Source organism: Bacteroidota bacterium (assembly GCA_016721765.1).
GTDB lineage: Bacteria > Bacteroidota > Bacteroidia > UBA4408 > UBA4408 > UBA4408.
This window is the reverse complement of record JADKHO010000003.1, coordinates 197,033-222,291: the sequence shown is the minus strand read 5'-3', so window position 1 is coordinate 222,291 and position 25,259 is coordinate 197,033. Positions and strand designations below refer to the sequence as shown.

25 protein-coding genes are annotated in these 25,259 nt (G+C 37.3%); 6 read left to right on the top strand and 19 right to left on the bottom strand.

From position 1 onward, the window contains the following. The first annotated feature begins 121 nt into the window (after positions 1–121). Positions 122–1,564, top strand: coding sequence for a hypothetical protein (locus IPP32_13855; protein ID MBL0049165.1), 1,443 nt, complete (start codon positions 122–124; stop codon positions 1,562–1,564). Positions 1,565–1,618: 54 nt separating this feature from the next. Here IPP32_13855 and IPP32_13850 read toward each other — a convergent pair whose 3' ends face one another. The 4 genes from IPP32_13850 to IPP32_13835 form a co-directional block, all read right to left on the bottom strand. Further along, complete coding sequence (locus tag IPP32_13850; GenBank protein MBL0049164.1) at positions 1,619–2,410, bottom strand: (Fe-S)-binding protein; 792 nt, start codon at positions 2,408–2,410, stop codon at positions 1,619–1,621. A gap of 152 nt (positions 2,411–2,562) precedes the next feature. Then, positions 2,563–3,933 carry a (Fe-S)-binding protein gene (locus tag IPP32_13845; GenBank protein MBL0049163.1) on the bottom strand — a complete coding sequence of 457 codons (1,371 nt, stop codon included), beginning with the start codon at positions 3,931–3,933 and terminating at the stop codon, positions 2,563–2,565. Positions 3,934–3,988: 55 nt separating this feature from the next. Then, positions 3,989–4,939: an MCE family protein gene (locus tag IPP32_13840; GenBank protein MBL0049162.1), complete on the bottom strand. Its 951-nt coding sequence runs from the start codon at positions 4,937–4,939 to the stop codon at positions 3,989–3,991. A gap of 53 nt (positions 4,940–4,992) precedes the next feature. Next, complete coding sequence (locus IPP32_13835) at positions 4,993–6,207, bottom strand: N-acetylmuramoyl-L-alanine amidase (protein ID MBL0049161.1); 1,215 nt, start codon at positions 6,205–6,207, stop codon at positions 4,993–4,995. A gap of 167 nt (positions 6,208–6,374) precedes the next feature. Here IPP32_13835 and IPP32_13830 point away from each other — a divergent pair, with 167 nt between their 5' ends. Further along, on the top strand, positions 6,375–8,930 hold the full coding sequence (locus IPP32_13830; protein MBL0049160.1) for an LPS-assembly protein LptD: 2,556 nt from the start codon (positions 6,375–6,377) through the stop codon (positions 8,928–8,930). 126 nt (positions 8,931–9,056) lie between these two features. On the opposite strand, the gene IPP32_13825 is transcribed toward IPP32_13830, so the two are convergent. Next, a complete protein-coding gene (locus IPP32_13825) occupies positions 9,057–9,881 on the bottom strand; it encodes a 4-(cytidine 5'-diphospho)-2-C-methyl-D-erythritol kinase (protein MBL0049159.1) in 825 nt (274 codons plus the stop codon). Between the two features lie 235 nt (positions 9,882–10,116). Between IPP32_13825 and IPP32_13820 the strand changes: the two genes are divergently transcribed. Further along, positions 10,117–11,073 (top strand): acetyl-CoA carboxylase carboxyltransferase subunit alpha, encoded by a 957-nt coding sequence (locus IPP32_13820; GenBank protein ID MBL0049158.1) that lies wholly within the window; start codon positions 10,117–10,119, stop codon positions 11,071–11,073. A gap of 3 nt (positions 11,074–11,076) precedes the next feature. Here the strand turns inward: IPP32_13820 and IPP32_13815 are convergent, their stop codons facing one another. Both IPP32_13815 and IPP32_13810 read right to left on the bottom strand, forming a co-directional pair. Next, positions 11,077–12,372, bottom strand: coding sequence for a hypothetical protein (locus IPP32_13815; protein ID MBL0049157.1), 1,296 nt, complete (start codon positions 12,370–12,372; stop codon positions 11,077–11,079). A gap of 229 nt (positions 12,373–12,601) precedes the next feature. After that, on the bottom strand, positions 12,602–13,669 hold the full coding sequence (locus IPP32_13810; protein ID MBL0049156.1) for a 2Fe-2S iron-sulfur cluster binding domain-containing protein: 1,068 nt from the start codon (positions 13,667–13,669) through the stop codon (positions 12,602–12,604). A 100-nt stretch (positions 13,670–13,769) separates the two neighbouring features. Between IPP32_13810 and IPP32_13805 the strand changes: the two genes are divergently transcribed. From IPP32_13805 to IPP32_13795, 3 genes are all read left to right on the top strand, one after another. Next, complete coding sequence (locus tag IPP32_13805) at positions 13,770–14,111, top strand: arsenate reductase (glutaredoxin) (protein MBL0049155.1); 342 nt, start codon at positions 13,770–13,772, stop codon at positions 14,109–14,111. A gap of 97 nt (positions 14,112–14,208) precedes the next feature. Then, the gene (fumC, locus tag IPP32_13800; GenBank protein MBL0049154.1) at positions 14,209–15,603 is read left to right on the top strand and encodes a class II fumarate hydratase; all 1,395 of its coding nucleotides are present in this window, start codon (positions 14,209–14,211) and stop codon (positions 15,601–15,603) included. Positions 15,604–15,618: 15 nt separating this feature from the next. After that, entirely contained in the window at positions 15,619–16,206 is a 588-nt protein-coding gene (locus IPP32_13795) for a hypothetical protein (GenBank protein MBL0049153.1), read from the top strand. 91 nt (positions 16,207–16,297) lie between these two features. On the opposite strand, the gene IPP32_13790 is transcribed toward IPP32_13795, so the two are convergent. The 12 genes from IPP32_13790 to IPP32_13735 form a co-directional block, all read right to left on the bottom strand. Then, positions 16,298–16,471, bottom strand: a complete 174-nt coding sequence (locus IPP32_13790) for a hypothetical protein (GenBank protein MBL0049152.1) — start codon at positions 16,469–16,471, stop codon at positions 16,298–16,300. 180 nt (positions 16,472–16,651) lie between these two features. Continuing rightward, the gene (locus IPP32_13785) at positions 16,652–17,803 is read right to left on the bottom strand and encodes a type III polyketide synthase (protein MBL0049151.1); all 1,152 of its coding nucleotides are present in this window, start codon (positions 17,801–17,803) and stop codon (positions 16,652–16,654) included. Positions 17,804–17,879: 76 nt separating this feature from the next. After that, positions 17,880–18,404 (bottom strand): tryptophan-rich sensory protein, encoded by a 525-nt coding sequence (locus IPP32_13780; GenBank protein MBL0049150.1) that lies wholly within the window; start codon positions 18,402–18,404, stop codon positions 17,880–17,882. 238 nt (positions 18,405–18,642) lie between these two features. After that, positions 18,643–19,101, bottom strand: a complete 459-nt coding sequence (locus tag IPP32_13775; protein ID MBL0049149.1) for a PA2169 family four-helix-bundle protein — start codon at positions 19,099–19,101, stop codon at positions 18,643–18,645. Between the two features lie 22 nt (positions 19,102–19,123). Beyond that, positions 19,124–19,708 (bottom strand): DUF4142 domain-containing protein, encoded by a 585-nt coding sequence (locus IPP32_13770; protein MBL0049148.1) that lies wholly within the window; start codon positions 19,706–19,708, stop codon positions 19,124–19,126. Between the two features lie 166 nt (positions 19,709–19,874). Beyond that, positions 19,875–20,168, bottom strand: a complete 294-nt coding sequence (locus IPP32_13765; protein MBL0049147.1) for a hypothetical protein — start codon at positions 20,166–20,168, stop codon at positions 19,875–19,877. A gap of 335 nt (positions 20,169–20,503) precedes the next feature. After that, complete coding sequence (locus tag IPP32_13760) at positions 20,504–20,869, bottom strand: DUF2200 domain-containing protein (GenBank protein ID MBL0049146.1); 366 nt, start codon at positions 20,867–20,869, stop codon at positions 20,504–20,506. A gap of 135 nt (positions 20,870–21,004) precedes the next feature. Continuing rightward, on the bottom strand, positions 21,005–21,400 hold the full coding sequence (locus IPP32_13755) for a hypothetical protein (GenBank protein MBL0049145.1): 396 nt from the start codon (positions 21,398–21,400) through the stop codon (positions 21,005–21,007). A gap of 147 nt (positions 21,401–21,547) precedes the next feature. Continuing rightward, on the bottom strand, positions 21,548–22,279 hold the full coding sequence (locus IPP32_13750; protein MBL0049144.1) for an NAD-dependent epimerase/dehydratase family protein: 732 nt from the start codon (positions 22,277–22,279) through the stop codon (positions 21,548–21,550). A gap of 154 nt (positions 22,280–22,433) precedes the next feature. After that, positions 22,434–23,762 carry an MFS transporter gene (locus IPP32_13745; GenBank protein ID MBL0049143.1) on the bottom strand — a complete coding sequence of 443 codons (1,329 nt, stop codon included), beginning with the start codon at positions 23,760–23,762 and terminating at the stop codon, positions 22,434–22,436. Between the two features lie 57 nt (positions 23,763–23,819). After that, positions 23,820–24,275, bottom strand: a complete 456-nt coding sequence (locus tag IPP32_13740; protein ID MBL0049142.1) for a DUF1801 domain-containing protein — start codon at positions 24,273–24,275, stop codon at positions 23,820–23,822. Positions 24,276–24,456: 181 nt separating this feature from the next. Next, complete coding sequence (locus IPP32_13735; GenBank protein MBL0049141.1) at positions 24,457–25,029, bottom strand: dihydrofolate reductase family protein; 573 nt, start codon at positions 25,027–25,029, stop codon at positions 24,457–24,459. Positions 25,030–25,259: the final 230 nt, after the last annotated feature.

Genomic DNA, 25,259 nt, shown 5'->3' with positions numbered 1-25,259 from the left:
TACAAAGATGCAAGCTGAAAACAAGTGCAAGGATGAATTTGCAGCCATACGAATCTTTGTTGTTTAATTATTTTATCCGAATTATTTATTGACCTTTAGGTTTTACAAGCAAAATAAAAATATGTTGCTTTATTTAAAGCGGTTTTTGTGGTTTGCTTTTGTAAGCTTCCTTCCTCAATTATCAATGGCTCAGGAACTATGGGGAGCTGCAAACAGTAATTATGCAGGTACTATGGGGCATGAGTTAAATCCTGCATCCATAGTAGCTTGTCCATTTAAGTGGGAGATACATCTCCTTTCGGGGGATGTTTTTGCGATGAATAATTATTTATTTCTTAGTAAAAAGAGTGAGGCAATACGCAAAAGCATGCGTGGTGAAGCCATTGCTGCGGATCGCATTGCCGTAAGAACCAACACACAAGATAAATCCGCTTATGCTTCTGCCTTTTTAAAATTACCAGCATTTATGTATTCCACCCCTGCTTGGGGTCTTGGATTTCATGTATCCACCAGGGTGTTATTAAGCGCTCGCGGGGTTCCCTATCACTTGGCAAATTTTATGAAAGAGGGATTTGATTTTAAACCGCAGCAAAAAATTACCTACACCGGTGGTAAATCAAAGGTAGGTGCGATGAATTTTCATGAGGCCGGAATTACCGGTGGTATTGCTCTAAATACAAGTCCCGAAAATTATTTAACGGCAGGAATTAGCCTAAATTACTTATATGGTTTGAATAGTTTTTATCTTTTGGTCAACAATATAAATTACAATGTGCAGTCTGATTCCTTGTGGGAAATTTATGTAGCCAATGTAGAGTACGGGCACGCCACAGTTGACATAGGAAATACGAGCAATCTCTTTCAAAAAAAAGGTAGCGGATTTGGAGGCAGCATCGGAATTCAATATTACAAAAACAGAGATGAAGCGGCCTATAAGAGTTGCCCCGGCTCAAAGAAATTGAAAAAATACGATTACAAAATTGGTTTTTCAATTATTGATATAGGAAGAATAAAATTCAAAACCAATGCTTCCACTTTTGAATTTAATGATTTGGGTACTGATTGGTTTGGGATAGATACTATAAAAATAAAAAGCATCGGAAATACTGATTCTACTTTTAGTAAGCAGTTTTTTGGTACAAGTAACGGGAGTAAAACTGGATCGGCTTATGCCTTATGGTTACCTGCAGCAGCTTCACTGCAGGTGGATTATTCGGTGACACCTACTATCTATATTAATTTAAGTTTGATACAACGCATTCCTATTAATCCCTATACACTGCGTAGGCCAAATCAATATTCAGTTGCATTGCGGTATGAACGAAAACGATTTGAAGTTTCGATACCCTACAGTTATTACGATTATTTCAGGCATCGAATAGGCTTGTGTTTGCGCTTTGGGATACTCACCCTTGGGACAGATATGATTGGGCCCTATACAGGATTAGCAGATGCTTATGGTTTGGATTTTTACTTTGGTTTGAAGTGGCAGCATTTCGAAAAATGTAAAAAGAAAAGTAAGGTTAGAAGAGATTATATGGGGGAGTGTTTTCAGGAGTTGTAAGTGCGTTTTCATGGGGAAAAGGGAGCTCACAGATTTCGCAGATTTCACAGAATTTTATAAGTCGGCGGCGGTGGCTATTAGTTCGGCTACGTCGAGTACTTGTATGTGTTGTTCTTGTTCTTTTAGTTTTACACCATCTCGCATCATTGTCATACAAAAGGGACAGCCTGTTGCAATTACATTTGGCTTTAATTCAAGGGCATCCTCGGTGCGTTCGATATTTACTTCTTTGAATCCTTTTTCGGCTTCTTTAAACATTTGAGCGCCACCGGCACCGCAGCATAATCCGTTGGCGCGAGAGCGTTTCATTTCGGCTAATTCGGCATCCAATTTTGAGAGGACCTCACGAGGAGCTTCATATACGTCGTTTCCTCGGCCAAGGTAACAAGGATCATGAAATGTAATTTTCTTGCCGGAGAAAGTTCCACCTTCTACTTTAATTTTGCCTGTGTTGAGTAACTCCTGAATCAATTGCGTATGATGAATAACCTCATACTTTCCGCCCAATTCGGGGTATTCGTTTTTTAGTGTATTAAAACAATGGGGGCAACCGGTTACAATTTTTTTTACTTCGTATCCGTTTAGCACCTGGATATTAGTCATGGCTTGCATTTGAAACAAAAATTCGTTTCCTGCGCGTTTGGCTGGGTCTCCGGTACAGGATTCTTCGGCACCAAGCACTGCAAATTTTACATCAGCTTTGTTAAGAATACGCACAATTGCTTTGGATATTTTTTTTGCTCTATCATCGAAACTTCCGGCACAACCCACCCAAAATAATATTTCAGGAATTTCGCCTTTAGCAAGGCATTCGGCCATCGTTGGAACTACTAATTGATTTTCCATATTATTTTATTTCAAAAGCTTAATAAACGATTAATTAAGGTTCTTCTCATTTTTTCTGAATAGAGGCAGTAAGGGAATAGATTCAATAACAGGCATCTTGCTATTTAAGGTGTTCCTATTATTTAAGTTTATAAGTAGATTCGTTTATTCATTTAATTTTCAGTTGCCCAATTCAGTCTATCAGCCGGTGAAAACTGCCATGGAGCTCCGTTGTTTTCAATATTGGTGAACATCGCATTTAGAGCAGCAGGTGCAGCACTTTGTTCCATCACTAAATAACGCCTTAAATCTACAATGATTGAAAGTGGGTCAATGTTAATGGGGCAAGCCTCAGTGCAGGCATTGCAGGTGGTGCAGGCCCATAATTCTTCGGCAGTTATATAGTCTCCTACTAACGATTTATTATCTACAAAATCCGGTCCATGCGCATCCAAATTTTTTCCTACTTCTTCCATCCTATCGCGGGTATCCATCATAATTTTACGCGGAGAAAGCAATTTACCAGTTTGGTTGGCAGGGCAATTGCTGGTGCATCTGCCACATTCAGTGCAACTGTATGCATCCATTAATTGTTTCCAACTTAAATCCGCAATATCCTTTGCTCCAAATTTTGCGGGAGGTGCGTCAGCCGGGGGAAGTGGAGCTGAAGGATCAAGCATTAGTTTAACTTCGTTGGTTACGGATTCTAAATTTGTAAATTGACCTTTGGGTTTTAAATTGGCATAAAACACATTTGGGAAAGCAAGCAAAATGTGGAAATGTTTTGAGTATGGAATATAATTCAGAAAGGCAATTATTCCAATGATGTGAAACCACCAGCATCCGCGCTCTATATAATGCAAGGCAATAGGATTGCTTGGTAAAAAGCCTGTAAGGTAGGTGCTCACCGGAAAATACAATCCTGAACCTACAACCGCATTTTCGCCAAATATTTTATTGGCAGCTTCCGCAAACTCCGGCATGAGCATTCCACCGGTTAATTTGCTAAAACTCATGATAACACCATCGGCAGCATTCATAAATAAAAAAGCTGACATCAAAAGAATTTCGGTGATGAGAATAATATTTGCATCGCTTCTGGGCCAACCATCCAATTCCTTATTCATAAAGCGCTTTAATTTTAAAACGTTTCGACGGACTAAAAATACTGCGCATCCAATTATCACGGCTAATGCTAAAAACTCAAATGAAGCGATCAAGAAATAATAAAAGGAACCCATAAATGCGAAAACTCGGTGGGTACCAAGTAGGCCATCGATTAAAATTTCGAGTACTTCGATATTTATAATAACGAAGCCGAGGTATACAAAAATGTGGAGTATCCCGGCAACAGGGCGCACCACCATTTTGCTTTGGCCGATGGCCACTTTTGCCATAAGTTTCCAGCGTTGGGAAGGATTGTCGTTAATATCAATTTGGCGACCAAGGTTTATGTTGCGTTTAATTTTAGCTGCATTGCGTGCAAACCAAAAAATACCTCCACCAAGTAATAAGGTAAAAAGCAGATTATCTATCCATTCCATAGTTGTGTATAGCTTTAACTAAGTGAATTTATTTGTGTAATACGCGTCTCTTTTATTATTTATCTTTTTTACCAAACACGCTCAAGTGCACATATCGACCCGGATGCTGATTTAAATCAATGATTAATTTATCGAGATTTTTGGAAGCGGAAGTAAGGTTGTTGTAGAGCGAATCGTTATTCACTAAGAGCCCCAATGAGCCTTTTCCTGAATTAATTTTTGCAGCAATGATATCCACGTTTTTAATAGCGGAATTGGCATTGTTGATGGTAGTTGCAATGTTTGCTTTTGCTAAAGAATCGCTAATGCTATTAAAATTTTTAAGAATGTTGGCGAGGTCCTTGTTTCCATTTTTTAAATTCCCTGAAATAGATTCCACATTGGCTAGGATATTATCGAGACGAACTTTTTCGTCGGTTAATAATCCATCTGCTTTAGCGGTAACATTGTTTAAATTCTGTAAAGCGCTTTTCAAATTATTGCTTCCACCTTGATTCAATACACTGTTGAGGTTGGCTACTAGTGAATCGATGGTAACAATTAATTTTTCGGCTTTGTTTTTTATGGGTAAAACCTGATCGCCAATATCATCGAGCATTTTTGATTTTACATCTCCGGCAAGGGTATCGCCACTTTCGGCAAAAACTTTTGCATCGCCCAAGACCAAATTAACGGCTTGTGTTCCAAGAAGTCCGTTCGAAAAAACCATAGCAACTGTATTCTTTGGAATGGTTAAATCGTTTTCCTTTAGGCTAATTTCGACAATCATACTTCCGGAATTATCGGGGTGAAAAAATATTTTATTTACTTGCCCTACTATAAAGCCATTGATAAATACGGGGTTAGCTTCCGTGAGTCCGTCTACATTTTTATAGATGGCATAAAAATGTGTTCTGTTTGTGAAAATATTTTTGCCTTTGAGGAAGTTTAAGCCATACACCAGCAAAAAAATTGCGCCGGCTACCACCAATCCAATTTTTGCTTCTCTCGATAAATTAAATTTCATAGTTTTTACCATTGATGCCGCTTCCTTTTGGAGTGCGGACTTTGTAATTTGTTTTATTTTTTTTGCATCAGTAAGGCATCCTTCATGTTAATTCGCTTGCCCTCTTTAAATGCAACCACAAAAGCTTCTTTAAATCCCTTTTCGCGCATTTGTCGTTGCATTTTTATTGCCTCGTTCGAATCCTCAAAGTTCCCGGCTGTGTATTTAAACATACCATTTTCTTTGTATTCCGAAACGTTTTCAATGTTTTTAAATTGACTCGAAGTTAATGGAATTTTTTTATCTGAACTGGTGAGTTGCACTTTAAAGCTAACAGATTTGTTGGCCAAATTGTTTTGCGGCAGCGGCTCAGGAATATTCGTTTCTACTTTCTTAACTGGCTCTTCCTTTTTGATCGTCGGTAAAGTATCCTTTAATACAGTTGTTTCTTTAACCGTAGTTACATTTGTAGTAGGCTTGTGGTAAAGATTATCTTTAGGTTTTTCCTCCTCGTCAAATGATTTTTTTTCTTCCTTGCGGATAGATTCCGGAATTTTTTCTTCATCCACGTCCCCTTTATATCTGCGGAAAGCGCGATAAATGCTTTCGGCAATTCTTTGCTGGCCTTTATCCGTAACCATAATTTTTTCGTCGTCGGCATTTGTTAGAAAGCCTGTTTCAATTAAAATACTGGGCATGGCAGTATAAACTAAAACGAGAAATCCTGCTTGTTTTACGCCGCGATCAAAGCGTTTATCGCCCTCTCGAAATTCATCCTGAACCAAGGAAGCCATGGTTAAACTTTGTTCTAAAAAAGCATTTTGATAGAGTGTAAAAATGATACTGGCTTCGGGTGAATTGGGATCGAAGCCATCGTATTTCGTTTTGTAATCCTTTTCAAGTAAAACCGATTCGTTTTCGCGTTTTGCAACATCCAAATTATCGGCAGTGCGGTGCAAACCCATACTAAAGGTTTCGACACCAAATGCATTCCCTTTACCTGAATTACAATGAATGGAGATAAATAAATCGGCATGATTGCGATTGGCGATATTGGCGCGTTCGTGCAATTCAATAAACTCATCCTTATCTCTAGTGTAAACTACTTTTACATCGGGATTATTATCGGAAATTAATTTTCCCAGTTTAAGCGCTACCGATAGGGTTACTTCCTTTTCCTTGCCTTTTCGGCCGTGACAACCGGGATCGTGCCCACCGTGACCGGCATCAATTACAACTGTTTTAATTCCTTTTCCTTTCTTCTTCACACCCAACGTTTCTGCCTTCATTGTTGAAATGCAAATACAGCTGAATAGTAGTATTAAGGATAGTTTGAGCGCTAATTTCAAATTTTAATTTACTGCTTTAACACTTATTACGATTTAGCCAATTAACTATTTTAATTAGCTTTGAGCCTTTGTTTCTTAGGAATTTTCACAAAAATAGGATTAAATACTTGCAGCTTAAACGCCCAATACAACTTTTTATTCTCTTCGCATTGTTGATTTCTCAATCAATGGCGTTTGCGGCATTCACAAGCGATTCAACAACAGTATCTAAACCTGCTGAAATAAGCGATTCTACAAAAACAGTTGCTGCTGCTCAGGATTCTGTGAAAATTTCAAAAAGCGCTTTAAAATCGAAGGTTGTTTATTCGGCGCGCGATTCCATTCGTTTAGAAGTGGAGCTGCAAAAAGTGTATTTGTATGGCGATGCGCATGTAACTTATGAAGATACAAAGCTGGATGCCGAACAAATTATACTCGACACCAAAAACAACTTTGTTACCGCCCACGGCATTGTTGATAGCACAGGCAAACGCATTGGGGATCCAAAGTTTACCGATGGCGGACAAGAATTTTCATCGAAAGGAATGAGCTATAACTTTGAAACCAAAAAGGGAAAAATTAATGAAGTGATTACAAAGGAAGGCGAAGGCATTTTGCATGGGGAGCAAGTAAAACGAGATAGCAGCAACAATTTTTTTGTGCGTCATGGAAAGTACACCACTTGTGATTTGGAGCATCCCCATTTTTACATTTCAGCGTCCAAAGTGCGGGTAATTCCTAATGATAAAATTATTACTGGGCCTGCTTATTTGGTAATTGCTGATGTACCAACACCATTAATGCTTCCCTTTGGATTTTTCCCGAATAAAAAAGGGCAAAAATCAGGTATCTTAATTCCCACTTATGGGGAATCGCAAAGCCAGGGCTTTTTTTTAACTGATGGTGGCTATTATTTTGGGATAAGTGATAAAATGAATTTATCAGTTCGTGGCGATATATACAGTAAGGGAACATGGGGTGCTAAGGCGCAAAGTAATTATGCAAAGCGCTACAAATATAATGGTGCGGTTACCTTAAGTTATGCTAATCAAAAATTTGGTGAAAAATATTTGGATACCTATACCAGCTTGCAAAATTTTAGGGTAAATTGGACGCATAGTCAGGACCCGCGTGCTCGACCTGACAGGCGATTCTCGGCAAGTGTTAATGCGGGTTCAAGTGGTTTTGGCAGATATCAAAATACAACATCGCGTCAGTATCTTCAAAATGAATTAAATTCCTCTATTAATTTTAGTAAAAACTGGATTGGCAAGCCATACACCTTTTCTACCTCAATAAACCACAATCAAAATACACTTACAAAATCCATCAGCATTAAATTACCGGATCTAAATTTTTCGGTTGCACGCATACTTCCTTTTCAGAACATTGAAGCAAAGCCGGGCACAAAATGGCTTAAAACATTGGGATTTAGTTACAACACCAATCTTAGCAATCAGTTGGACACTTATGACAGTTTGTTTTTTAAAAAAGGTGTAGACATGACCGCCCGCATGAAGAATGGGATGCATCACAGTATTCCCATTAGCACCTCTATAAAATTATTCAAGTATTTTAATGTGAATCCTACCTTCAACTACAATGAAAACTGGTATTTGCAAACCATTCGTAAGAGTTATAGTTATACGGATGCCGGTGTAGGTGTGCTAAAAATTGATACAGTAAATAAATTTAGTGCCACACGCGATTATGCTTTTAGCACCAATTTAACGACCACAGTGTATGGTATGTATCAGTTTAAACGTGGGAAATTAAAAGCCATGCGGCATGTGCTCACACCTACCGTAGGTTATGGTTATGTTCCGGGCTTAGGCAAGCGTATTTACGGTCCTTGGGGTACCAACGGTTCAAAATCGTCGTATACTATTTACGATGAAACGATATTTAAAGGACCTAATACCAATGAATCGAGCGCTATTAATTTTGGTTTGTCTAACAATTTGGAGTTAAAAGTAAAATCAAGTAAGGATACCGTTTCGGGCTTTAAAAAGATTGGCATATTTGATAATTTATCGGCTTACTCTTCCTACAATATGATTGCCGATTCAATGAAATTGGCACCATTTAATTTGAATATGCGTACGCGTTTGTTGCAAAATGTGGATTTGATTGTGAACAGTACGCTCGACCCGTATCGCTTGGATTCGATGGGTGTGCGAAGAAAAGAGTATGTGTGGACCGAAAAAAATTCACTTGGTAGAATCACAAATAGTAATGCATCGATCAGTTTTAGTTTGAAGAGCAAAGACAAAGTGGCAACCAAATCGGAACCCGAGAACACCAACAATCCTGGAAAAATACCGGGAACAGTTGACGATGATTATGTTGATTTTAGTGTGCCTTGGAGTTTGAATGTGAGTTATAACTTAGCTTATTTTAAACCGGCTTTGGAAAAAACAATTACGCAAACCTTAAGTTTTTATGGAGATGTAAGTATTACCGAAAATTGGAAGGTATCGATTAATTCGGGATTTGATTTTAACACCAAAAAACTTTCTTATACATCGGTAAACATACACCGCGATTTGCATTGTTGGGAAATGCATCTAAATCTTGTTCCACTGGGTCCGCGAAGGAGTTATAGTTTTGAATTGCGTGTGAAATCGAGTGTGCTATCGGATTTAAAAATTCCTAGGAAGCAGGATTGGTATGATTTGAGATAGCTAGCTTTGATTTAAATAAAATCCTAATAATGCTAGTGCCACGAAGACGCAAAGTCACTAAGTGTATTTTTCTCCTTTTTTTTTGAAGTTTTTTGTAAGAAAACCAAAGTATGTTTTAAGTTGATGTTACTTCAGCATTTCCTGCCAAACAAAACACGATTTAAATTGCTTTTGTAAATCTACCTGCGCATTAAACAATCCATACACAGCACTACCGCTTCCGCTCATTGCGGCATATTCAGCACCGGCAGCATAAAGTTTTTCCTTGATTACTTTTACTTCCGGAAATTGCGGAAACACAGAATCTTCAAATTGGTTGTGCACTGCATTTTTCCAAGTGTTAATTGGCTTAAGAATTAGTTTTTCGAGCGATTGGGCAGGCTTTTGCGGTTTTACATTCGCGTAAGCTTCCTTGGTACTGATGTGAATGGGAGGTTTTATTAAAACTAAATACTTATCTTTTAGATTTACATTTATGTGTTCCATTTCATCGCCTTTTCCTTCGGCAAATACGGGCTGATTGCTGATAAAGAAGGAGCAATCACTACCCAATTGGCGGGCATAGTGATGCAATTCGCCAAATGATAAATTAAGTTCGAATACGGTATTTAATGCTTTTAAAAAAAATGCTGCATCGGCCGAACCTCCGCCTAAGCCGGCACCAATAGGAATAATTTTATGTAGGTGAATTTTTATTGGGGGCAAATCGTATTGCTTGGCCAGTAAATGATAAGCTTTAACGCACAGGTTTTCGCTACCCTTTCCGGGGATGGGAATTCCGGTGCTTTTAAATTGTACTTGCTTTTTTGATTTTCCTTTGTATTCAAGCACTTCTAGCACATCGCTAAGGCCAATGGGATAAAAAACGGTCTCGATGTTGTGAAAACCATCGCTCCGCTTTTCAACGATATTTAGACCTAAATTTATTTTTGCATTAGGGAAAACAATCACTTTTGATTTTATCTGGGATGCGAAGTTATTAAAATTGATTGCAATTATTTTTGCTAATTCAATTGGAGTTTTTTTTTAACACATTGGAAGATAGATTTCATAGTCACATGGGGTTAAACTTAAAAGAAAGGTGTTTTAAATTTTTATATTTCTGATGATTTTTAGCTGAGGGTCCTTCCCCGAAAAGGGAGAAAATTTTTTTTATACATTTGCTCTACAAATCCAAAAAAAGAACATGACGATTTTAGATTTTGAAAAACCCATAGGGGAGCTGCTGGAGCAGATTGAAAAGATGAAGGGAGTAGCTGAAAAGACTGGTGTTGACGTATCCAAAACGATTAAAGATTTAGAAGATAAACTCAGCGAAAAGCGCAAAGAGATATATGGCAACCTTACTCCGTGGCAACGTGTTCAACTCTCGCGCCATCCGGACCGCCCCTATACTTTAAGCTATATTAATGCCATTACTGATAATACCTGGATTGAATTATATGGCGATCGAACGGTAAAAGACGATAAAGCCATGGTGGGAGGATTTGGAAGTTTGGATGGACAAACAGTGATGTTTATTGGGCAACAGAAAGGTATCAACACCAAAATGCGTCAGCTGCGAAACTTTGGAATGGCTAATCCCGAAGGCTATCGCAAAGCCTTGCGTTTGATGAAGCTGGCTGAGAAATTTAATAAACCCATTGTCACCATTATTGATACGCCCGGTGCTTACCCCGGATTAGAAGCCGAAGAGCGTGGACAAGGCGAAGCTATTGCGCGCAATTTATTAGAGATGGGACAACTTAAGGTTCCTGTAATATGCATCATTATAGGTGAAGGCGCTTCAGGTGGTGCTTTGGGTATTGGAGTGGGAGATCGTGTGTTGATGCTTGAGAACACGTGGTATTCGGTAATTTCGCCGGAATCTTGCTCTTCCATCTTATGGCGCAGTTGGGACTTTAAAGAAAGGGCAGCCGAAGCATTAAAACTTACGGCAAAAGACATGATGGCGTTGAAGTTGATTGATGGAATTATTGAAGAACCGCTAGGTGGCGCGCATACTTTCCAAAGTGAAGCACATCAAATTGTAAAAGCAGAGATTAAAAAGCATTTAAAAGAGCTTTTAAAACTATCTCCCGAAAAACGTATCGATCAGCGTATTGCTAAGTTTTGTGATATGGGTGTGGTGGTTGAAAATTAATTTCTAGCGGTTGTACAAGAGCTGAAAATCGGCTATTGAATCGACAGCGGTGATTGTATTGACAAGCATTCCTGACGTTAAATCATACATTTTAATAACTTTTCCTTCAGCGGCAAGTACTTGATTATTGCTTGGATCGTAGCGCATTTTTGTTGCACCGGTGCCCGCTTTAAACAAGACATAATTTAGGGGATTGTAAGTAAATTTAAATATTCCGTTTTCGGTACTAATTAAATACACCTCGCTGCTCAGTGCCACCACAGATTTTATTTTTCCTTGCAAAGTAGATGGATAAGAATACGAAAAATTAGTGCCGGAAGCGCCATAAATACTTAGCATTCCGGTATTCCCCTGGTTGTAAAACACAAAAAAATCATTGTCTGTTTTAGGAAACATTTCTACCACATCACCGCTAAAATTTAATTCTTGTACCGCTCCACCGGAAGGATAAAAATAGAGCACCAGTTTTTTTGTACTGCCTGTAAATGCAGCCTGTTCAGATAAAACATATTTTGAGGAGACTCCTGATTTTATTGGATAAAATACATTTTGGGTGGCACTAGCCGTAAATCGAATTGCCCCATCTGCATCATAAGCTTTAACAAATCCTGCATTGTAACTTACAAAACTTAATGCGTTTGCTGTAGTGATATTTCGGTAGGTGGGATAAACTGTTCCTACCGGGTTTTCGCTCCAGGCAACAGAATAATCTCCTAAACGAGTTGCCAGTAGCTTGCCGGAAAATCCACCTGAAGTAATGAGGCGTTTAAGTCTAGAATCAATTGAAGCACCAATAAAATCGCCATCTAGCGAATAAGCAGTAGTAATAGAAAAAACAGAATCCACTTTATATACGGTGTATTGATTTAACGCTTTTCCAATCATATAAACAGCCTTACGTTGCAAGGGCAATTCCTGAATCCCAATTTTACGTATTGTGTTCTCTTCGTTCTCGCCATCGCTGCTGCGCACTGTGAGGTAGTAGCTACCACTTTTAATAGCAGTATTGTCAATTAAGATCGGTTGATCGATGGTTTGCCCATCTTGCACATCATGCAATGTAATAGCCGACAATATTTGTTGTTGGTTTTCATCCAGCACAGAAATTTGTACATAGTCAATTTTTGTTTCATCACTTACTTGAAACTTCACCGGAATAGTTTCTCCCACAGTAAAACTTTGATTTTCTTGAGGTGAAATAAAACTCACAAATGGGGCCTGCGTATCCGATTCCTTCTTGCACTTACATCCCCCGAAAAGGGTAACTATAAGAAGAATTGAAATTACAAATTGCTTCATGAGATGAAAATACAAAATTTGATTGAAAGCGCTAGTCGGCTGCTATGAAATTTATACTATTTGTTGTTGTGTTTGTTTGAAATACTCCTATATGCCGTATTTTCAATGGTGTTTTCTTACTTTTTGCTTGATCAAAAAGTAAGAAAAAAATCAAGGCTGATGCGCGATTGACTAAATTTTGAGTTTGTTTTAAAATCAATAATGCGTTATTAAAATTTCAGTTAATAGCTTATCGACCTCTATCGTAATCCACTATGAGGGTTGGTGTGAGGGCTTGCGATTGGCAGGTTAAAATAAATCCTTCATTAACTTCCGATTCGAGCAGGGCGTAATTCACTTTCATGTTTACTTTGCCTTCTATAAGTTTAGCACGACAGGTACAGCAAGAGCCACCTTGGCATGCATAAGGAGCGTCCAATCCCGCAGCTAAAGCACCCTCTAAAACTGTTTCATCGGGTTTTAATTGAATAACAACTTCATCGTCATCGCAAATAACAGTTACTTGGCTTGCTACAAAACTTAGAGTTGAATCCGCTTTCTCATTGCTTACAGGTGCTGTAAAATATTCCACATGTACTTTTTCTTTAGGCACATTTGATTCCTGCAAAGCAGTCACAACGCTATCCATCATACCGGTTGGGCCACAAATAAAATACTCGTTAGCTGTATTAGTATCAACAAATTTTGAGAGCAACATTTTATTTTTTTCAACATTCATTATGCCTTTAAAAGTAGCATCAATAGGTGTTGAAGGGTTATTTAAAATATGGTAAACACTTAAACGATTTTCAGCATTTGCAGCTAATTCATCGAGTTGACTTTTGAAAATAATGGCGGCTTCTTCTTCATTTCCATAAAACAAGGTAATGGTACTTTGCGGCTCCGCGTTTAAAACCGATTTAATAATGCTCATCATGGGTGTTATGCCACTCCCACCGGCAAATAAAACATAGCTAATTTTATTTGAAGCGAGCAAAGGTGTATGAAAATTTCCCATGGGTGTCATTACTTCCAAGGCATCTCCGGCTTTTACTTTCTCGTTAATATAAGTAGAACCTCTCCCGTCTTTTACTTTTTTAATGGCGACTGTAATTTTTTCATCCGTTAAAGGTGAGCTGCACACGGAGTATGACCTGCGAATTTCCTCGCCGTTGATATGAAGTTTAAGTGTAAGGTATTGGCCGGGCAAATAATTGAATTTGTCTTTTAACAGCTCCGGAACATCAAATGAAATAGCCACGCAATCTTTTGTTTGCTGTGTTACCTCACTCACTTTTAAGGAATAAAAACCCGACATGATGTAGTTTTAAAATTTGAGCGGCAAAATTATCATTTCTTATTAGTATACACACATAGCAGCCATAATTTATCTATTTTCGCGGCCTTTCAAGCCAAGTATGCTAACTATTTATCATAAAACAAACTGCCAAACCAGCATTTCGGTGCTAAATCTGATTAAAGGTTCCGGAAAAAAATATAAAATTAAACTCTATCTCGAGCAACCATTAAACTTGGAAGAGTTAGAAAAATTGCTGCTACTACTGCAGCTGCCGCCAGAAGCTTTGGTCCGAAAAAAAGAAAAAATTTTTCAGGAAAAATATGCACACAAAAAGTTAACCGGTTCTGATTGGCTAAAATTAATTGCGAAACATCCCATATTAATGGAAAGGCCCATTTTAGTAAAAGGGAAAAAAGCAATTATTGGCCGGCCCATTGAGCAAGCAGCAGCGTTTATTTAATAACTGATCTTTATCACAGTTCCTCATTTTTATTCAGCGGGAGTAATTTCTCAAGCCATTTTTAGTTAATTTTACCCACAACAAACGTTTATTTCTTATGAAATTCAGAATCGAAAAAGATACCATGGGCGCTGTAGAAGTGCCGGCTGATAAGTATTGGGGCGCACAAACAGAACGCTCACGCAATAATTTTAAAATTGGTCCAGAAGCCAGTATGCCTAAGGAAATAATTTATGCCTTTGCCTACTTAAAAAAAGCTGCGGCCCACGCAAATTGCGACTTAAAAGTGCTTAGTGCTGAAAAAAGAGATTTAATTTCACGAGTTTGTGAGGAAATATTGGCAAAACAACTCGACGCTGAATTTCCTTTGGTGATTTGGCAAACCGGCTCAGGAACTCAAAGTAACATGAATGTGAATGAGGTAGTGGCCTATCGTGCACATGTGCTTTCGGGGGGTAAATTAGAAGACGAGAAAAAAATTCTGCATCCCAATGACGATGTAAATAAATCCCAATCGAGCAACGATACTTATCCAACTGCCATGCATATTGCGGCATACAAGCAGGCTGTTGATATTACCCTTCCGGGGATGCAAAAATTGCGAGATGCATTAAAGAAAAAAGCAGATGCATTTCAAGTATATGTAAAAACTGGGCGCACCCATTTTATGGATGCAACACCATTAACATTAGGACAAGAGTTTAGCGCCTATGTTCAACAACTTGACAATAGCATGCGCGCTATTAAAAATGCTTTAGAAATGGTTGCCGAACTTGCGCTAGGTGGCACTGCGGTTGGTACAGGTCTAAACACACCAAAAGGTTATGATGTATTGGTAGCGAAAAAGATTGCTGAGTTTACCGGTTTGCCTTTTGTTACTGCTCCTAATAAATTTGAAGCATTGGCCGCACACGATGCCATGGTGGAGCTTTCAGGAGCTTATAAACGAGCAGCTGTTTCATTGATGAAAATCGCAAATGATATTCGTATACTTTCTTCGGGTCCACGCTGTGGAATTGGTGAAATAATTATTCCTGATAATGAGCCGGGATCCTCTATAATGCCGGGAAAAGTAAATCCCACCCAGCCGGAAGCGCTTACAATGGTAGCTGCTCAAGTAATGGGCAATGATGTTGCCGTAAGTATTGGCGGCAGCAACGGGCATTTTCAATTGAATGTGTTTAAGCCATTGATAGCAGCAAATGTGTTGCAATCGGGCCGTTTAATTGGAGATGCTTGCGTTTCTTTTACAGATAATTGCGCTGCAGGTATTGAACCCAACATCCCAATCATTAAACACAATCTCGAAAATTCATTGATGCTTGTTACTGCCTTAAATACCCATATTGGTTATGAAAATGCAGCCAAAATTGCGAAAAAAGCACATAAAGAAAATACCACTTTACGTAAGGCAGCCATTGAATTAGGTTTGCTTACCGATGAACAATTTACCGCATGGGTAAAACCTGAGGATATGTGCGGTTCACTGTAATTCGTGAGCTTTAACATGCGCACAGTAATTTTAATTTTGCTATTTGCCTTTGGGCCGATGTTGGTTTGCGCCCAAGAAGAAATTCATGCCAAGGACACAAAGCAAGAAATCACCATCAAAAAAGATCGCTTTCTTAAAAAAACAAATTGGATTACAGTTGGCTTTGGATACGGACAAAAACTCAATACTACCGATTATTCTTTTCCGGGTTCCTTGAATGCCTATTTTCATGTAAAGAATGTGTATTTCAATGCCGGAATTATGCGCAGTAAATTGGATGTATTGATTGCAAAATACAGTGGCGATTTTTTAACCGATATTCATGGCACCGTTGGTTTCCGCACCGAGAGCCGCAAGAACAGCTTTTCTTATTTTGCCGGACCTAGTTATGTGCATGGATTACTTGACAGTGCTACTACTTATAAAGGAATTGGAGCCTACGCCGAAGTTCAATACATTCAAAAAATTTATTACGATATTGGATTGGGTTCTTCTGTGTTTGTGAATTATAATCGATACTACCCTATTATTGGCATTCGCTTGGATTTTTATTTTAGCAATGCTTTTAGAGGAAGGACAGTTGAGGATGATCGTTTACACTAGTATTGACGAGAAGTCAAATAAGAAAAATTCAATTGCACAAAAAAAGCGCTCAACATTGCTGCTGAGCGCTCCAAAAAATTTATTAAACTTTTTATTTGTTGTGAGAATTGGACGATTTTTTATCCTCTTGCTTCTTCATGTCACCCGCTCTGTCAGCTGATTTATTGTCAGACGATTTTTGATGGTCCATATTTTTCATTTTGTTGTCTTTGTCGTGAGATGCGTTTTTATCTTCGTTTCTCATGTTGTTTTGATTTTTGTCCATTTGATTTTTTTTTTTTGCAGAAGATGAATTTCTACTACGATGTAAAGGTGGGCTTGTTTGCAGCGGGGAGTATTATATAAATTTTTAGAAGTATTACATTATTTACTGAATAGGTAAAATTACCAATCCAAAACATTTCTTCCCTCTAGCTAAACTTTATTCCGAGCGGACTAAAGTGCATTAGTGCTGCATCACATAATTTGAATTCCTAAGTTTTACTTTAGTGTTAAGAGCTGTATTAACAACTGAAAAGTTTATCATTTCCATACTTAACCCTGGGCCAAAAGCGCAGGTAAAAATATTTTTTCCTTGTTCCTTTTCCTGCACTTTAATCTTATCCATTATTCTACGCAACACAAATAGGATAGTGGGTGAAGACATGTTGCCATAATCTTCCAAAACACTCAATGAATCCAATACAGCTGAATCTGATAAACCCAAACTTTGTTTTACAGCTTCGACAATTCGAATTCCACCCGGGTGAATTGCCCAGTAATCGGGGGTGCTGTCATTTTGCTCCAAAAATTCATGTACAGTATCATAAATATTCTCACCAATAGCACTCACAATATGTTTGCTTAAGAACATTTGGAAGGCTCCGGAAGTGATATTCCAAGTCATTAAATCGAGTGTATTTGGGATGTTGGCAGAAGTGGCAGCATCGATACTTAAAACCATTTTATTCTTAGCATGTTTATTATTGTTACCGGTAACCAATACTGCTGCTGCACCATCGGCAAACAATAAATTAGAAAGCACATCTTCATCCGCAATGGAGGGAGAAAAATGAAGAGAGCAAAGTTCGGCACACACAATTAGTATGCATGCATTGGGAACTGCTTGAGCAATATAATTTGCATGCTTGAGTGCTTTGATAGCCGCATAACAACCTAAAAAATTCAAGCCTAACTTCTCAACTTGATTTAAATTATAGTGTTTTGCAACTAAAAATTCAAACCCAGGGGCAAATATTCCGGTGCAACTAACTGTAATGAGATGCGTTATTTCAGAGGGTTCAAGTGTATTAGCAAGAAACAATTTATCAATTGCTGTAATTGCCAAAGGCATTATATTCTCTTTAAAAATTTCGGTTCTTTTTTCAACCGATGGATTATAATTTCCATTCGTAAATAATACTTGTTGTTCTCCCTTAAAATCAGAAATACAACTGTAACGGTTTTTAATTTTTGTTTTATCAGATAAGAAATTCAATTTACGCGAGATAGGATCCTGTCCTGAATCATTCAACGCATGGCTATAAAAATTAACTAATTCAGCATTTGAAACGGCGTATTGAGGAACAGCTGTGGCAATATCTATAAGGTAAGCCATTATAAAAAAATTAAGAACATTTTTGAAAGAAAATAAAAATCAGAATTGAAAGTTGTTGCATCTACTGCGTTATTGTTTAAGGATTTAAAATCCATATAGAATAATTTAAAAAGGTAGCAAAAGAAACCCAAGCTAGGTAGGGAACAAGCAGCCATGCAGCAGGTTTAGAGTAACGCGCGAAACTCACTGTTGTAGCAATAATCAGCGCAAGCATTAAAATTATATCCATTAAAGCCAGCAGTGGATTGTGCATTCGAAAAAAAATAATGCTCCAACTAAAGTTTAGAAAAAGTTGAATCCCGAAAATAAAATACTGTTTGCGCTTATTCACTTCAGCAACCTTATTTTTCCATATTAACCAAAGCGATATTCCCATCATCAAATAAAGAATGGTCCAAACGGGAGCAAATAAATACGGGGGTGGATTCCAAGAAGGCTTATTTAAAGCATCAAACCAAGCATTGTTGCCAGCGTTTGAGAGTAAAGCGCTAAGAATACCCACACTTTCGCATAAAAGAATTGCAAGAATGAACTTGACGAATACTGATATTCCTTTTTTATTACCTAAGCCGGAACTATCGTCTTTAAATGTTTGATCCATCTCTAATCCGGCAAAACCTGCCGCACCTTTTTCTAAATGCTTTTCGTTCTTTAACATTTTGTTGAGTCCTATATTAAAATCTTAAATGCTGCGCACTTTAAATATGTCATTTTACTCACCATCCCTATTTATATTTCGAAGTCAAAAATTCTTAACAATTAAAAAGCGAAAGAGTTTTTACTACCTCCTTCGCTTAAGCTTTATTATTCTTTAAAAAGGAAAAACAAGCGATTCAACATTAGGCTTCTACTAATGTATCACGTAAAGCTTTTACATTGTCGTGATCAGCCTTAATTAAGGCATGCTGTGCATTTAACATCGTTTGTTGTTCGGCCGTGAATTCTTCCTTATTGTTAGCCATTGCATTTGTGTACGTTTCAACTGCAGCGTCTTCTCCAAATTCGCAAGAGTTCAAAATTGTTTTGCGGTCTTTGCCTGTTAAAGCGGCTTTAACATCCATCCAAACACGAAAAAATTTTCCAGTTGTTCTAGTTCCTTCATCCGGTATCCCTCCCAATTTTGTAACTTCTCGAACCAATTCTTGTTTACATTTTTGGCTTGTCGCAATAGATTTGCTAAACAAAGATTTTAGTTCTTGTTCTTCTGTTTCTTTTGAGGCGGTTTCGTAACCTTCCATTCTATCATTGTTTATAATGATGAGTGAATTCAATACTTCTATTGATTTTTCCATTTTTATGTGTTTTATATGCGTGAATAATTTATTTCATTTTTGATAATATTTTTTGACAAACTAAGGAGTGATCAAGATGCAATCTTAAATCAGGTAATGTTGCCGTTGCCCATGCCTTAATATCAAGGTCGGTGCTTTCGTTTGAAGCGGTTTCAAAAAGCTTAATGGCATCTTTGTGCCCATCCACCATCATTTGTGCATAGGTTTTGTCAAAATTAATTCCTGATTTGTCGCTTAATTTTTTATAAACTTCTTGTTCCTTCTCGGTTTGGGCAGCTGGAATAGAAATATTTTTTGTTGCAGCCATAGCAGTTAAGTTAAGCAAGGATTTTGTGTGTGCTTTTTCCATCATTTTGCCTAATTCCTTAACATCGCTTGTTTTGCCACTTTGCTGCGCCAATTGTCCTAAGCTAATCTCCTCCCTATTAATTTCGGCTGCGTTTACTAAAAATTGTACTTCCTTTTCATTTTTATTGTTTTCAAATTTTGCATCATTATACGCTTCCGCAACTTCCTTAGAGTCTTCGGTTTTTTTATTCGAACAAGATGAGTAGCCAAGCATTAAGGCACTAATTAACATAGCCTGCAACATTTTTGATGTGAAGTTTTTCATTTCCCTTTTTATAATTTGAAATATTGTTTTTATAATTAATTGCATTGACCCAACAGCATCCAAATTATTACAAATACTATTATAGTACCTAAGCAACCGCCGCCTAATTTTTGAGCCCCGTATCCTGCAATTAATCCTTTAAAGATGTTATTCATGTTGGAAACTATTACTTCTCAAGCGAGGAATTGCCTTGGTCGATCGGGTTTCTTTGCCCCTCCTCGTTTCCAAGTTGTGGCTCATCAATACCTTCGATACCTTCGTAAGAATCATTTGATTCTCCTTCATCATTTGCAACTACTTCGCGCTTTTTACTTTCTTCACTTTCATCCTCACCTATTTGATGAGTTCTATTTTGCTTGGGGTAAAGAGGACTTGGATTTTGAGTGTCGTTAGCCTGACTTTTTTCTTGTGTGCCATTCTCATTCTTTTGCGTGTGATTATCATTTTTAGTATTGTCCATTTTTATGTGATTTAAGTGTAACGGAATTATTACAATGCAAAATTGAACATCTGTATTCTTGTTTTATTACACAATTCTTTAAAAACCGACCATGATTCACAGCTAATACATAGACAAATGGTTGACGCTACAGCTAAGCATTGTACTTAGTTATATTTGTTTAAGTGCCTATAAATAGGTATTGCCATTCTTAAGAACAAGTGAAATAAAGAGGGCACCAGAAAATCAGAATTTGATAAAACCCTTTAAACATAATGGCATTTTAAGATACATGAATGAAACTTGTTTCCTTGTATCGGATGGATTATTTAGAAAGGAATACATACAGCCTAAACTTAGCTGCTGCGCAAAATTTTATCAATCTTGCGGCCTTTTGCCAGTTCATCTACCAACTTATCCAGGTAGCGTACTTTTTGTGTCAACGGATTTTCAATTTCCTCCACGCGATAGCCACAAATAGCACCGGTAATGAGTTTTGCATTTGGATGGATGGTAGCTTGTTGAAAAAAAGCTTCAAATGTCACTTTCTTTTCAATAAGATGGAAGATTTGTTTTTCTGTGAACCCTGTTAACCATTCAATCACTTCGAGCAGTTCCTTTTGTGTTCTACCCTTCTTCTCTACTTTTGTCAGATACAAAGGATAAACAGTTCCGAAAGTCATTTTCGCTATGCGTTCATTGTGGGTGGCGGTTGTTTTCATTATTAATATCAATTATAATTAGATAAAAGAAACAAACATTAAATCTTGTTATACAATCCAATTCATCAACTATTTTTACGAATCATTCATCCCAATTAAGCTTTGATGACTCACTGTAAGTAGTTTCTTTATACTTTATGCTTCGTACGATACCATACTTTTATTCAGGGCATAAATCATTACTGAAGAAATTACACACATCACTACCGCTGCAAACACTAATGAATTTTCCTTAACCGTTATGCCGATGAGCAAATCTCCTACAAACATTACCAAAAAGAAAATATAAGCCAAAGTGAGCATTGGTATAGATTTTTTTACTGTAGCAAAAGCAAAAATAAATCCCAAGGCAAATTGGCGCGAAGCCCACATGTAAAATAAATAGTCGACGCCCTTTGCAGTTAGGTCAACCGTTTCAAGTACCGATTGAGGAGAAAAGCAAATGGAAAAACTCACCATAATTTCCATTAATGCAAAAATTCCTGATACTACTAGAATCCATTTTGGTACTGTTTGCGATGCTGTTGTCATGATTTATTTAAGTTTAAAAATCGGTTAAAGTTGCTATGTTCTGATTTGCCTTTGAACTAATTTAAATTAAATGATAACATAATGACTTAGGAACATAAATGTAAGCCTTTCTTAAAAAATAGCATCCAAAAAATTGTCATTTCAAATCTATTCTTCATAATTCATTACATCCGGATATTTAAATGAAAAATTCAATTTGCCTTTTAATTTAGCATTGCTCACAATTTTATAATCACACGAAGATTCCTCCTTAAACTTAGGTTGAACCAGTCCTAAACGAAGCGCTTCTTTTGTAAAGAATTCTCTTCTTTTAGGATGTGTATCGGCGCAAGCATTAAAGGTTTCTTGCCAAATATTCTTTTCAATAATTTCCATTATAATGCGAAGGCAATCGTCTCTATGAATAAAATTTACGGATCCATCCGGGTTGCTGATTTTGTGGCCCGAGGGATAAAAATTCCCTGGTTTTCTATCGTAACCAAATAAACCTGCAAATCGAATTATGCAGCTTTCAAAAACGCTGCTATTCCTAAACAAATTCTCGATTTCAACTAACGGTGAATCCAACACTTCAGACGTTTCGGTTACTATATCGTTTGTATTTGGATAAACTGACGTAGAACTAATAAAGAGTACCTTTTTAACCGGCGATTTTTCGATTTCAGTAATCAAGTTTTTAAAGTCATTCACATTTTTTGAAGGCACTGCAATGATCAAAACTTCAGCATCCAAAAAACCAGTCGCTTCATAATTTCTTTGAGATAAATTTATTACAAAAGGCAAAACTCCATTTGACCTCATTGTTTCGAGTTTATCCGTATTGGTAGTTGACCCTTTAACAGTATACCCCATTTGAACTAAATGAATAGCCAGAGGCATTCCCAACCAGCCGCATCCTAAAATACTTATGCTTTGACTCAATGTTTGCTTTGTTTAGTAATTAAAATTAAATGTTGCTGCATAAACTCTTTTGCTCCGAAAACAATATTCAATAAGGTTATGAAATTTCAAAAAATAGATCCATTTCTAAACATCAAACCGCTTCTAATTCCTTGATTTTGCCTTCCATTTCCAGTATTTCAAGAGCAGCAACTTTTTCAATATGTTTATCAATATTTAGGAATTGCAATACCAACCAGGCTAGGGAAATAAATAACGCGAAAGCGAAGAGCGAAACTTGCCAACTAAAATGTTCCTTCACCGGGCCAATTAAAGCCGCAAATGACATTTGTCCTAAGTTGGCTATTGTCATATACAAGGTAAATTGACTCGCCGAAACTTTTTTCCAACAACATTGCATCGCCATTGCAAAAGTGCCAATACAAGCAAAAGTATAGAGTACATTTTGTATCACCATAAATGCATATATAAAATTACGGTTAACCCAATAGATTTTTGAAAATGTGAACACTGAAATTAAAATCACCAAGCCTAAAAAGTAAATATTCATCATTCGCTTTTTACCAAACTTATCAATTAAAATACCTCCCAGTAACATACCAACAATGCCTCCAATTAGCTTTGCTGTTGAATAGTACTGCGAGTAATCTAAATTTGTCCAGCCCAATTCCTTCACTGTGAAAATGGGGAGCAGGGTGGAAACATATTTAAAGCCGCCTTGACTAATAAATAAAAGCATAGCAATTACTAATGAGTTGCGTAATTTAAATACACTGTACAAGGATTTAAAAATGCGTCCCCAACTTTCTAATTGCAAATTTTTTGTGTCGGGTGAAGCTTTTCCAGCCGACCAAGGCACCATTTTTTCACCCGGTCGTTCTCTTAAAAATAAGGGCACCAGCATGATTACACTAATTACAGTTGCCATCATCAGCATTGAGCTTGTAAAACTATATTTGCTCAACACCCAACTTCCAACTGCCAGTGAAATTGATATGCCAATTATCTTTGAACCCCACATAAATCCATTTGCCTTGGCTTGTTGGTCAATTGGAATAATATCTACCGCCATGCCATCGGTAGCTACATCTTGAAAGGCTCCAAAAAAAGAAACAATAAAACCAGCGAGCATCAATTGATTCAGATTATTCAATGGATCGGGAATATAGGCCATGTAGATACAACTTAGCACTAAACCCAATTGACCTAAAATAATCCAAGGTCGTTTTCGGCCCATAGGCAAATAGGTATAGCGGTCCATTAAAGGCGCCACAACAAATTTTAAGCTCCAAGGCAATACGGTTACAACTGCAAAACTTGCAATCTCTCCGGGAGATTTACCGTTCATAGCCATCCATGCCGGAATTCCAAAAGTGAGCATTCCTTCGGGCACACCCTGTGCGAAATACAAGGCAATAAAATTAAAATAGCGTAAAAAAGTATGGTTAGAAAGTGATGTCATAATAGCTCCTTTTAATTAATAACATAACTCTCAATTAATAATTCGAATAAACTGCAGTTACTTTTTATAGTTCGCTTCATACATAGCGATCCATTCCTTAGCACTCATTTTTTTCATCAATTCACCAATGAGTTTATATGGAATTTCTTCCATCTTTTTAAAGCGCACACAGCTTTTTCCCATATCTAATTTTTGTTTACTGTGCTTAGGATACTCGTTCACAAACCAATTCAGTAATTCAGGATCAGCATAAATTCCCATGTGGTAAAAATTGATAGAACCTTTCTGTGAAGCGATACCTGCAAATGGCAGCGGCTCAATCGGCTTGCAGTGGTACCCTGCAGGATAAAGCGAATGTGGAATTACATAGCCTAGTCCACCATAACTTATGGCCGGCTCAAAGCCTTTCGGCAGATTTTTAACAATCACATCATGCAGTTTATTAAATGGTTCAACCCTATCTGCCGGAAGGTTGATGAGTATTTCTTGTACTGTTTTTCCGTTTGCTTTCATCTGATGGTGTCTATTTCAAATAAGACTTTAAAAAATTGGTTGTAAAAGTTAGCATATTGAAAAATAAAGTTTAATACGTTTATGGCTTAAAAACTTACCCTTTTTTCACTTTCTCTAATTTATTTTCATCCTTCCTTTTATTAAAAGACGTTCATAAATTATTAATCCTTGTAAACGTTTCTTATGATTTATCCATAAGGTAATTCAGCTCCGTTACCCCGCACGAAAATTGATGCGTTGAAACGAGCTTAAGTTTAATTTTGTCTTTAATATCAACAAACAAGGGAATACCTTTTCCAAGAATAATAGGATTCACAAATAGCCAATACCCGTCGATTAAGTTATGTTGCATAAGTGAATGCGTTGCTCCTGGACTGCCAAAAATTAAAATGTCGGCTCCATCCTGTTGCTTCAGTTCGTTAATACTAGCAGGAAGGTTTTCGTTAATAATTAGTGTATTTGTCAAATCCTCAGCCTTCATTGTTTTTGACAACACCACTTTGCGCACTTTGCTGTACCATTTTGAATGCTCTCTGTCGTGTTTGCTGGCATTAGGTTTATCGGCAGCTGTTGGCCAGTAATTTTCCATCATTTCAAAAGTAACTCTGCCATAAATAGCAGTATCGCCTTCTCCAATGCGTTTAGCCCCGAAATCAAAAATTTCTTCATTCACTTTAATCCAGTCCATTTCTCCCTTGGGTCCGGCAACAAAGCCGTCGAGCGAGATGTGCATAAATGAAATTATTTTTCTCATACTAGTAAAATTATAACTGTTGTTTAAAGTTTGAGATTGTTTTTACAAAATTAATGCTTCTATAAGGCCCTAAAAAATGATTTAGGAATGTCGTTTATCCGCTGTTCTACAGCAAAAAATAATGCACCCAAATAAGCAATTTTTATTAAAATAAGCAAGCTTTCATTAAACCTTTATTGCGAGGTTATGCAAATTACGAACGAATCCATTGCTTTGGAATTGTTGCTGGT

Coding starts and splice junctions, on each gene's coding strand:
- IPP32_13840 (MBL0049162.1), bottom strand. CDS start 4,939: ATGAAATTTAATTTATCGAGAGAAGCAAAAATTGGATTGGTGGTAGCC.
- IPP32_13770 (MBL0049148.1), bottom strand. CDS start 19,708: ATGAAAAACTTCACATCAAAAATGTTGCAGGCTATGTTAATTAGTGCC.
- IPP32_13810 (MBL0049156.1), bottom strand. CDS start 13,669: ATGTCGGGTTTTTATTCCTTAAAAGTGAGTGAGGTAACACAGCAAACA.
- IPP32_13815 (MBL0049157.1), bottom strand. CDS start 12,372: ATGAAGCAATTTGTAATTTCAATTCTTCTTATAGTTACCCTTTTCGGG.
- IPP32_13795 (MBL0049153.1), top strand. CDS start 15,619: ATGCGCACAGTAATTTTAATTTTGCTATTTGCCTTTGGGCCGATGTTG.
- IPP32_13820 (MBL0049158.1), top strand. CDS start 10,117: ATGACGATTTTAGATTTTGAAAAACCCATAGGGGAGCTGCTGGAGCAG.
- IPP32_13735 (MBL0049141.1), bottom strand. CDS start 25,029: ATGAGAAAAATAATTTCATTTATGCACATCTCGCTCGACGGCTTTGTT.
- IPP32_13835 (MBL0049161.1), bottom strand. CDS start 6,207: ATGAAGGCAGAAACGTTGGGTGTGAAGAAGAAAGGAAAAGGAATTAAA.
- IPP32_13790 (MBL0049152.1), bottom strand. CDS start 16,471: ATGGACAAAAATCAAAACAACATGAGAAACGAAGATAAAAACGCATCT.
- IPP32_13805 (MBL0049155.1), top strand. CDS start 13,770: ATGCTAACTATTTATCATAAAACAAACTGCCAAACCAGCATTTCGGTG.
- IPP32_13780 (MBL0049150.1), bottom strand. CDS start 18,404: ATGGATCAAACATTTAAAGACGATAGTTCCGGCTTAGGTAATAAAAAA.
- IPP32_13845 (MBL0049163.1), bottom strand. CDS start 3,933: ATGGAATGGATAGATAATCTGCTTTTTACCTTATTACTTGGTGGAGGT.
- fumC (MBL0049154.1), top strand. CDS start 14,209: ATGAAATTCAGAATCGAAAAAGATACCATGGGCGCTGTAGAAGTGCCG.
- IPP32_13740 (MBL0049142.1), bottom strand. CDS start 24,275: ATGAAAGCAAACGGAAAAACAGTACAAGAAATACTCATCAACCTTCCG.
- IPP32_13745 (MBL0049143.1), bottom strand. CDS start 23,762: ATGACATCACTTTCTAACCATACTTTTTTACGCTATTTTAATTTTATT.
- IPP32_13760 (MBL0049146.1), bottom strand. CDS start 20,869: ATGAAAACAACCGCCACCCACAATGAACGCATAGCGAAAATGACTTTC.
- IPP32_13755 (MBL0049145.1), bottom strand. CDS start 21,400: ATGACAACAGCATCGCAAACAGTACCAAAATGGATTCTAGTAGTATCA.
- IPP32_13855 (MBL0049165.1), top strand. CDS start 122: ATGTTGCTTTATTTAAAGCGGTTTTTGTGGTTTGCTTTTGTAAGCTTC.
- IPP32_13850 (MBL0049164.1), bottom strand. CDS start 2,410: ATGGAAAATCAATTAGTAGTTCCAACGATGGCCGAATGCCTTGCTAAA.
- IPP32_13765 (MBL0049147.1), bottom strand. CDS start 20,168: ATGGACAATACTAAAAATGATAATCACACGCAAAAGAATGAGAATGGC.
- IPP32_13750 (MBL0049144.1), bottom strand. CDS start 22,279: ATGCCTCTGGCTATTCATTTAGTTCAAATGGGGTATACTGTTAAAGGG.
- IPP32_13785 (MBL0049151.1), bottom strand. CDS start 17,803: ATGGCTTACCTTATAGATATTGCCACAGCTGTTCCTCAATACGCCGTT.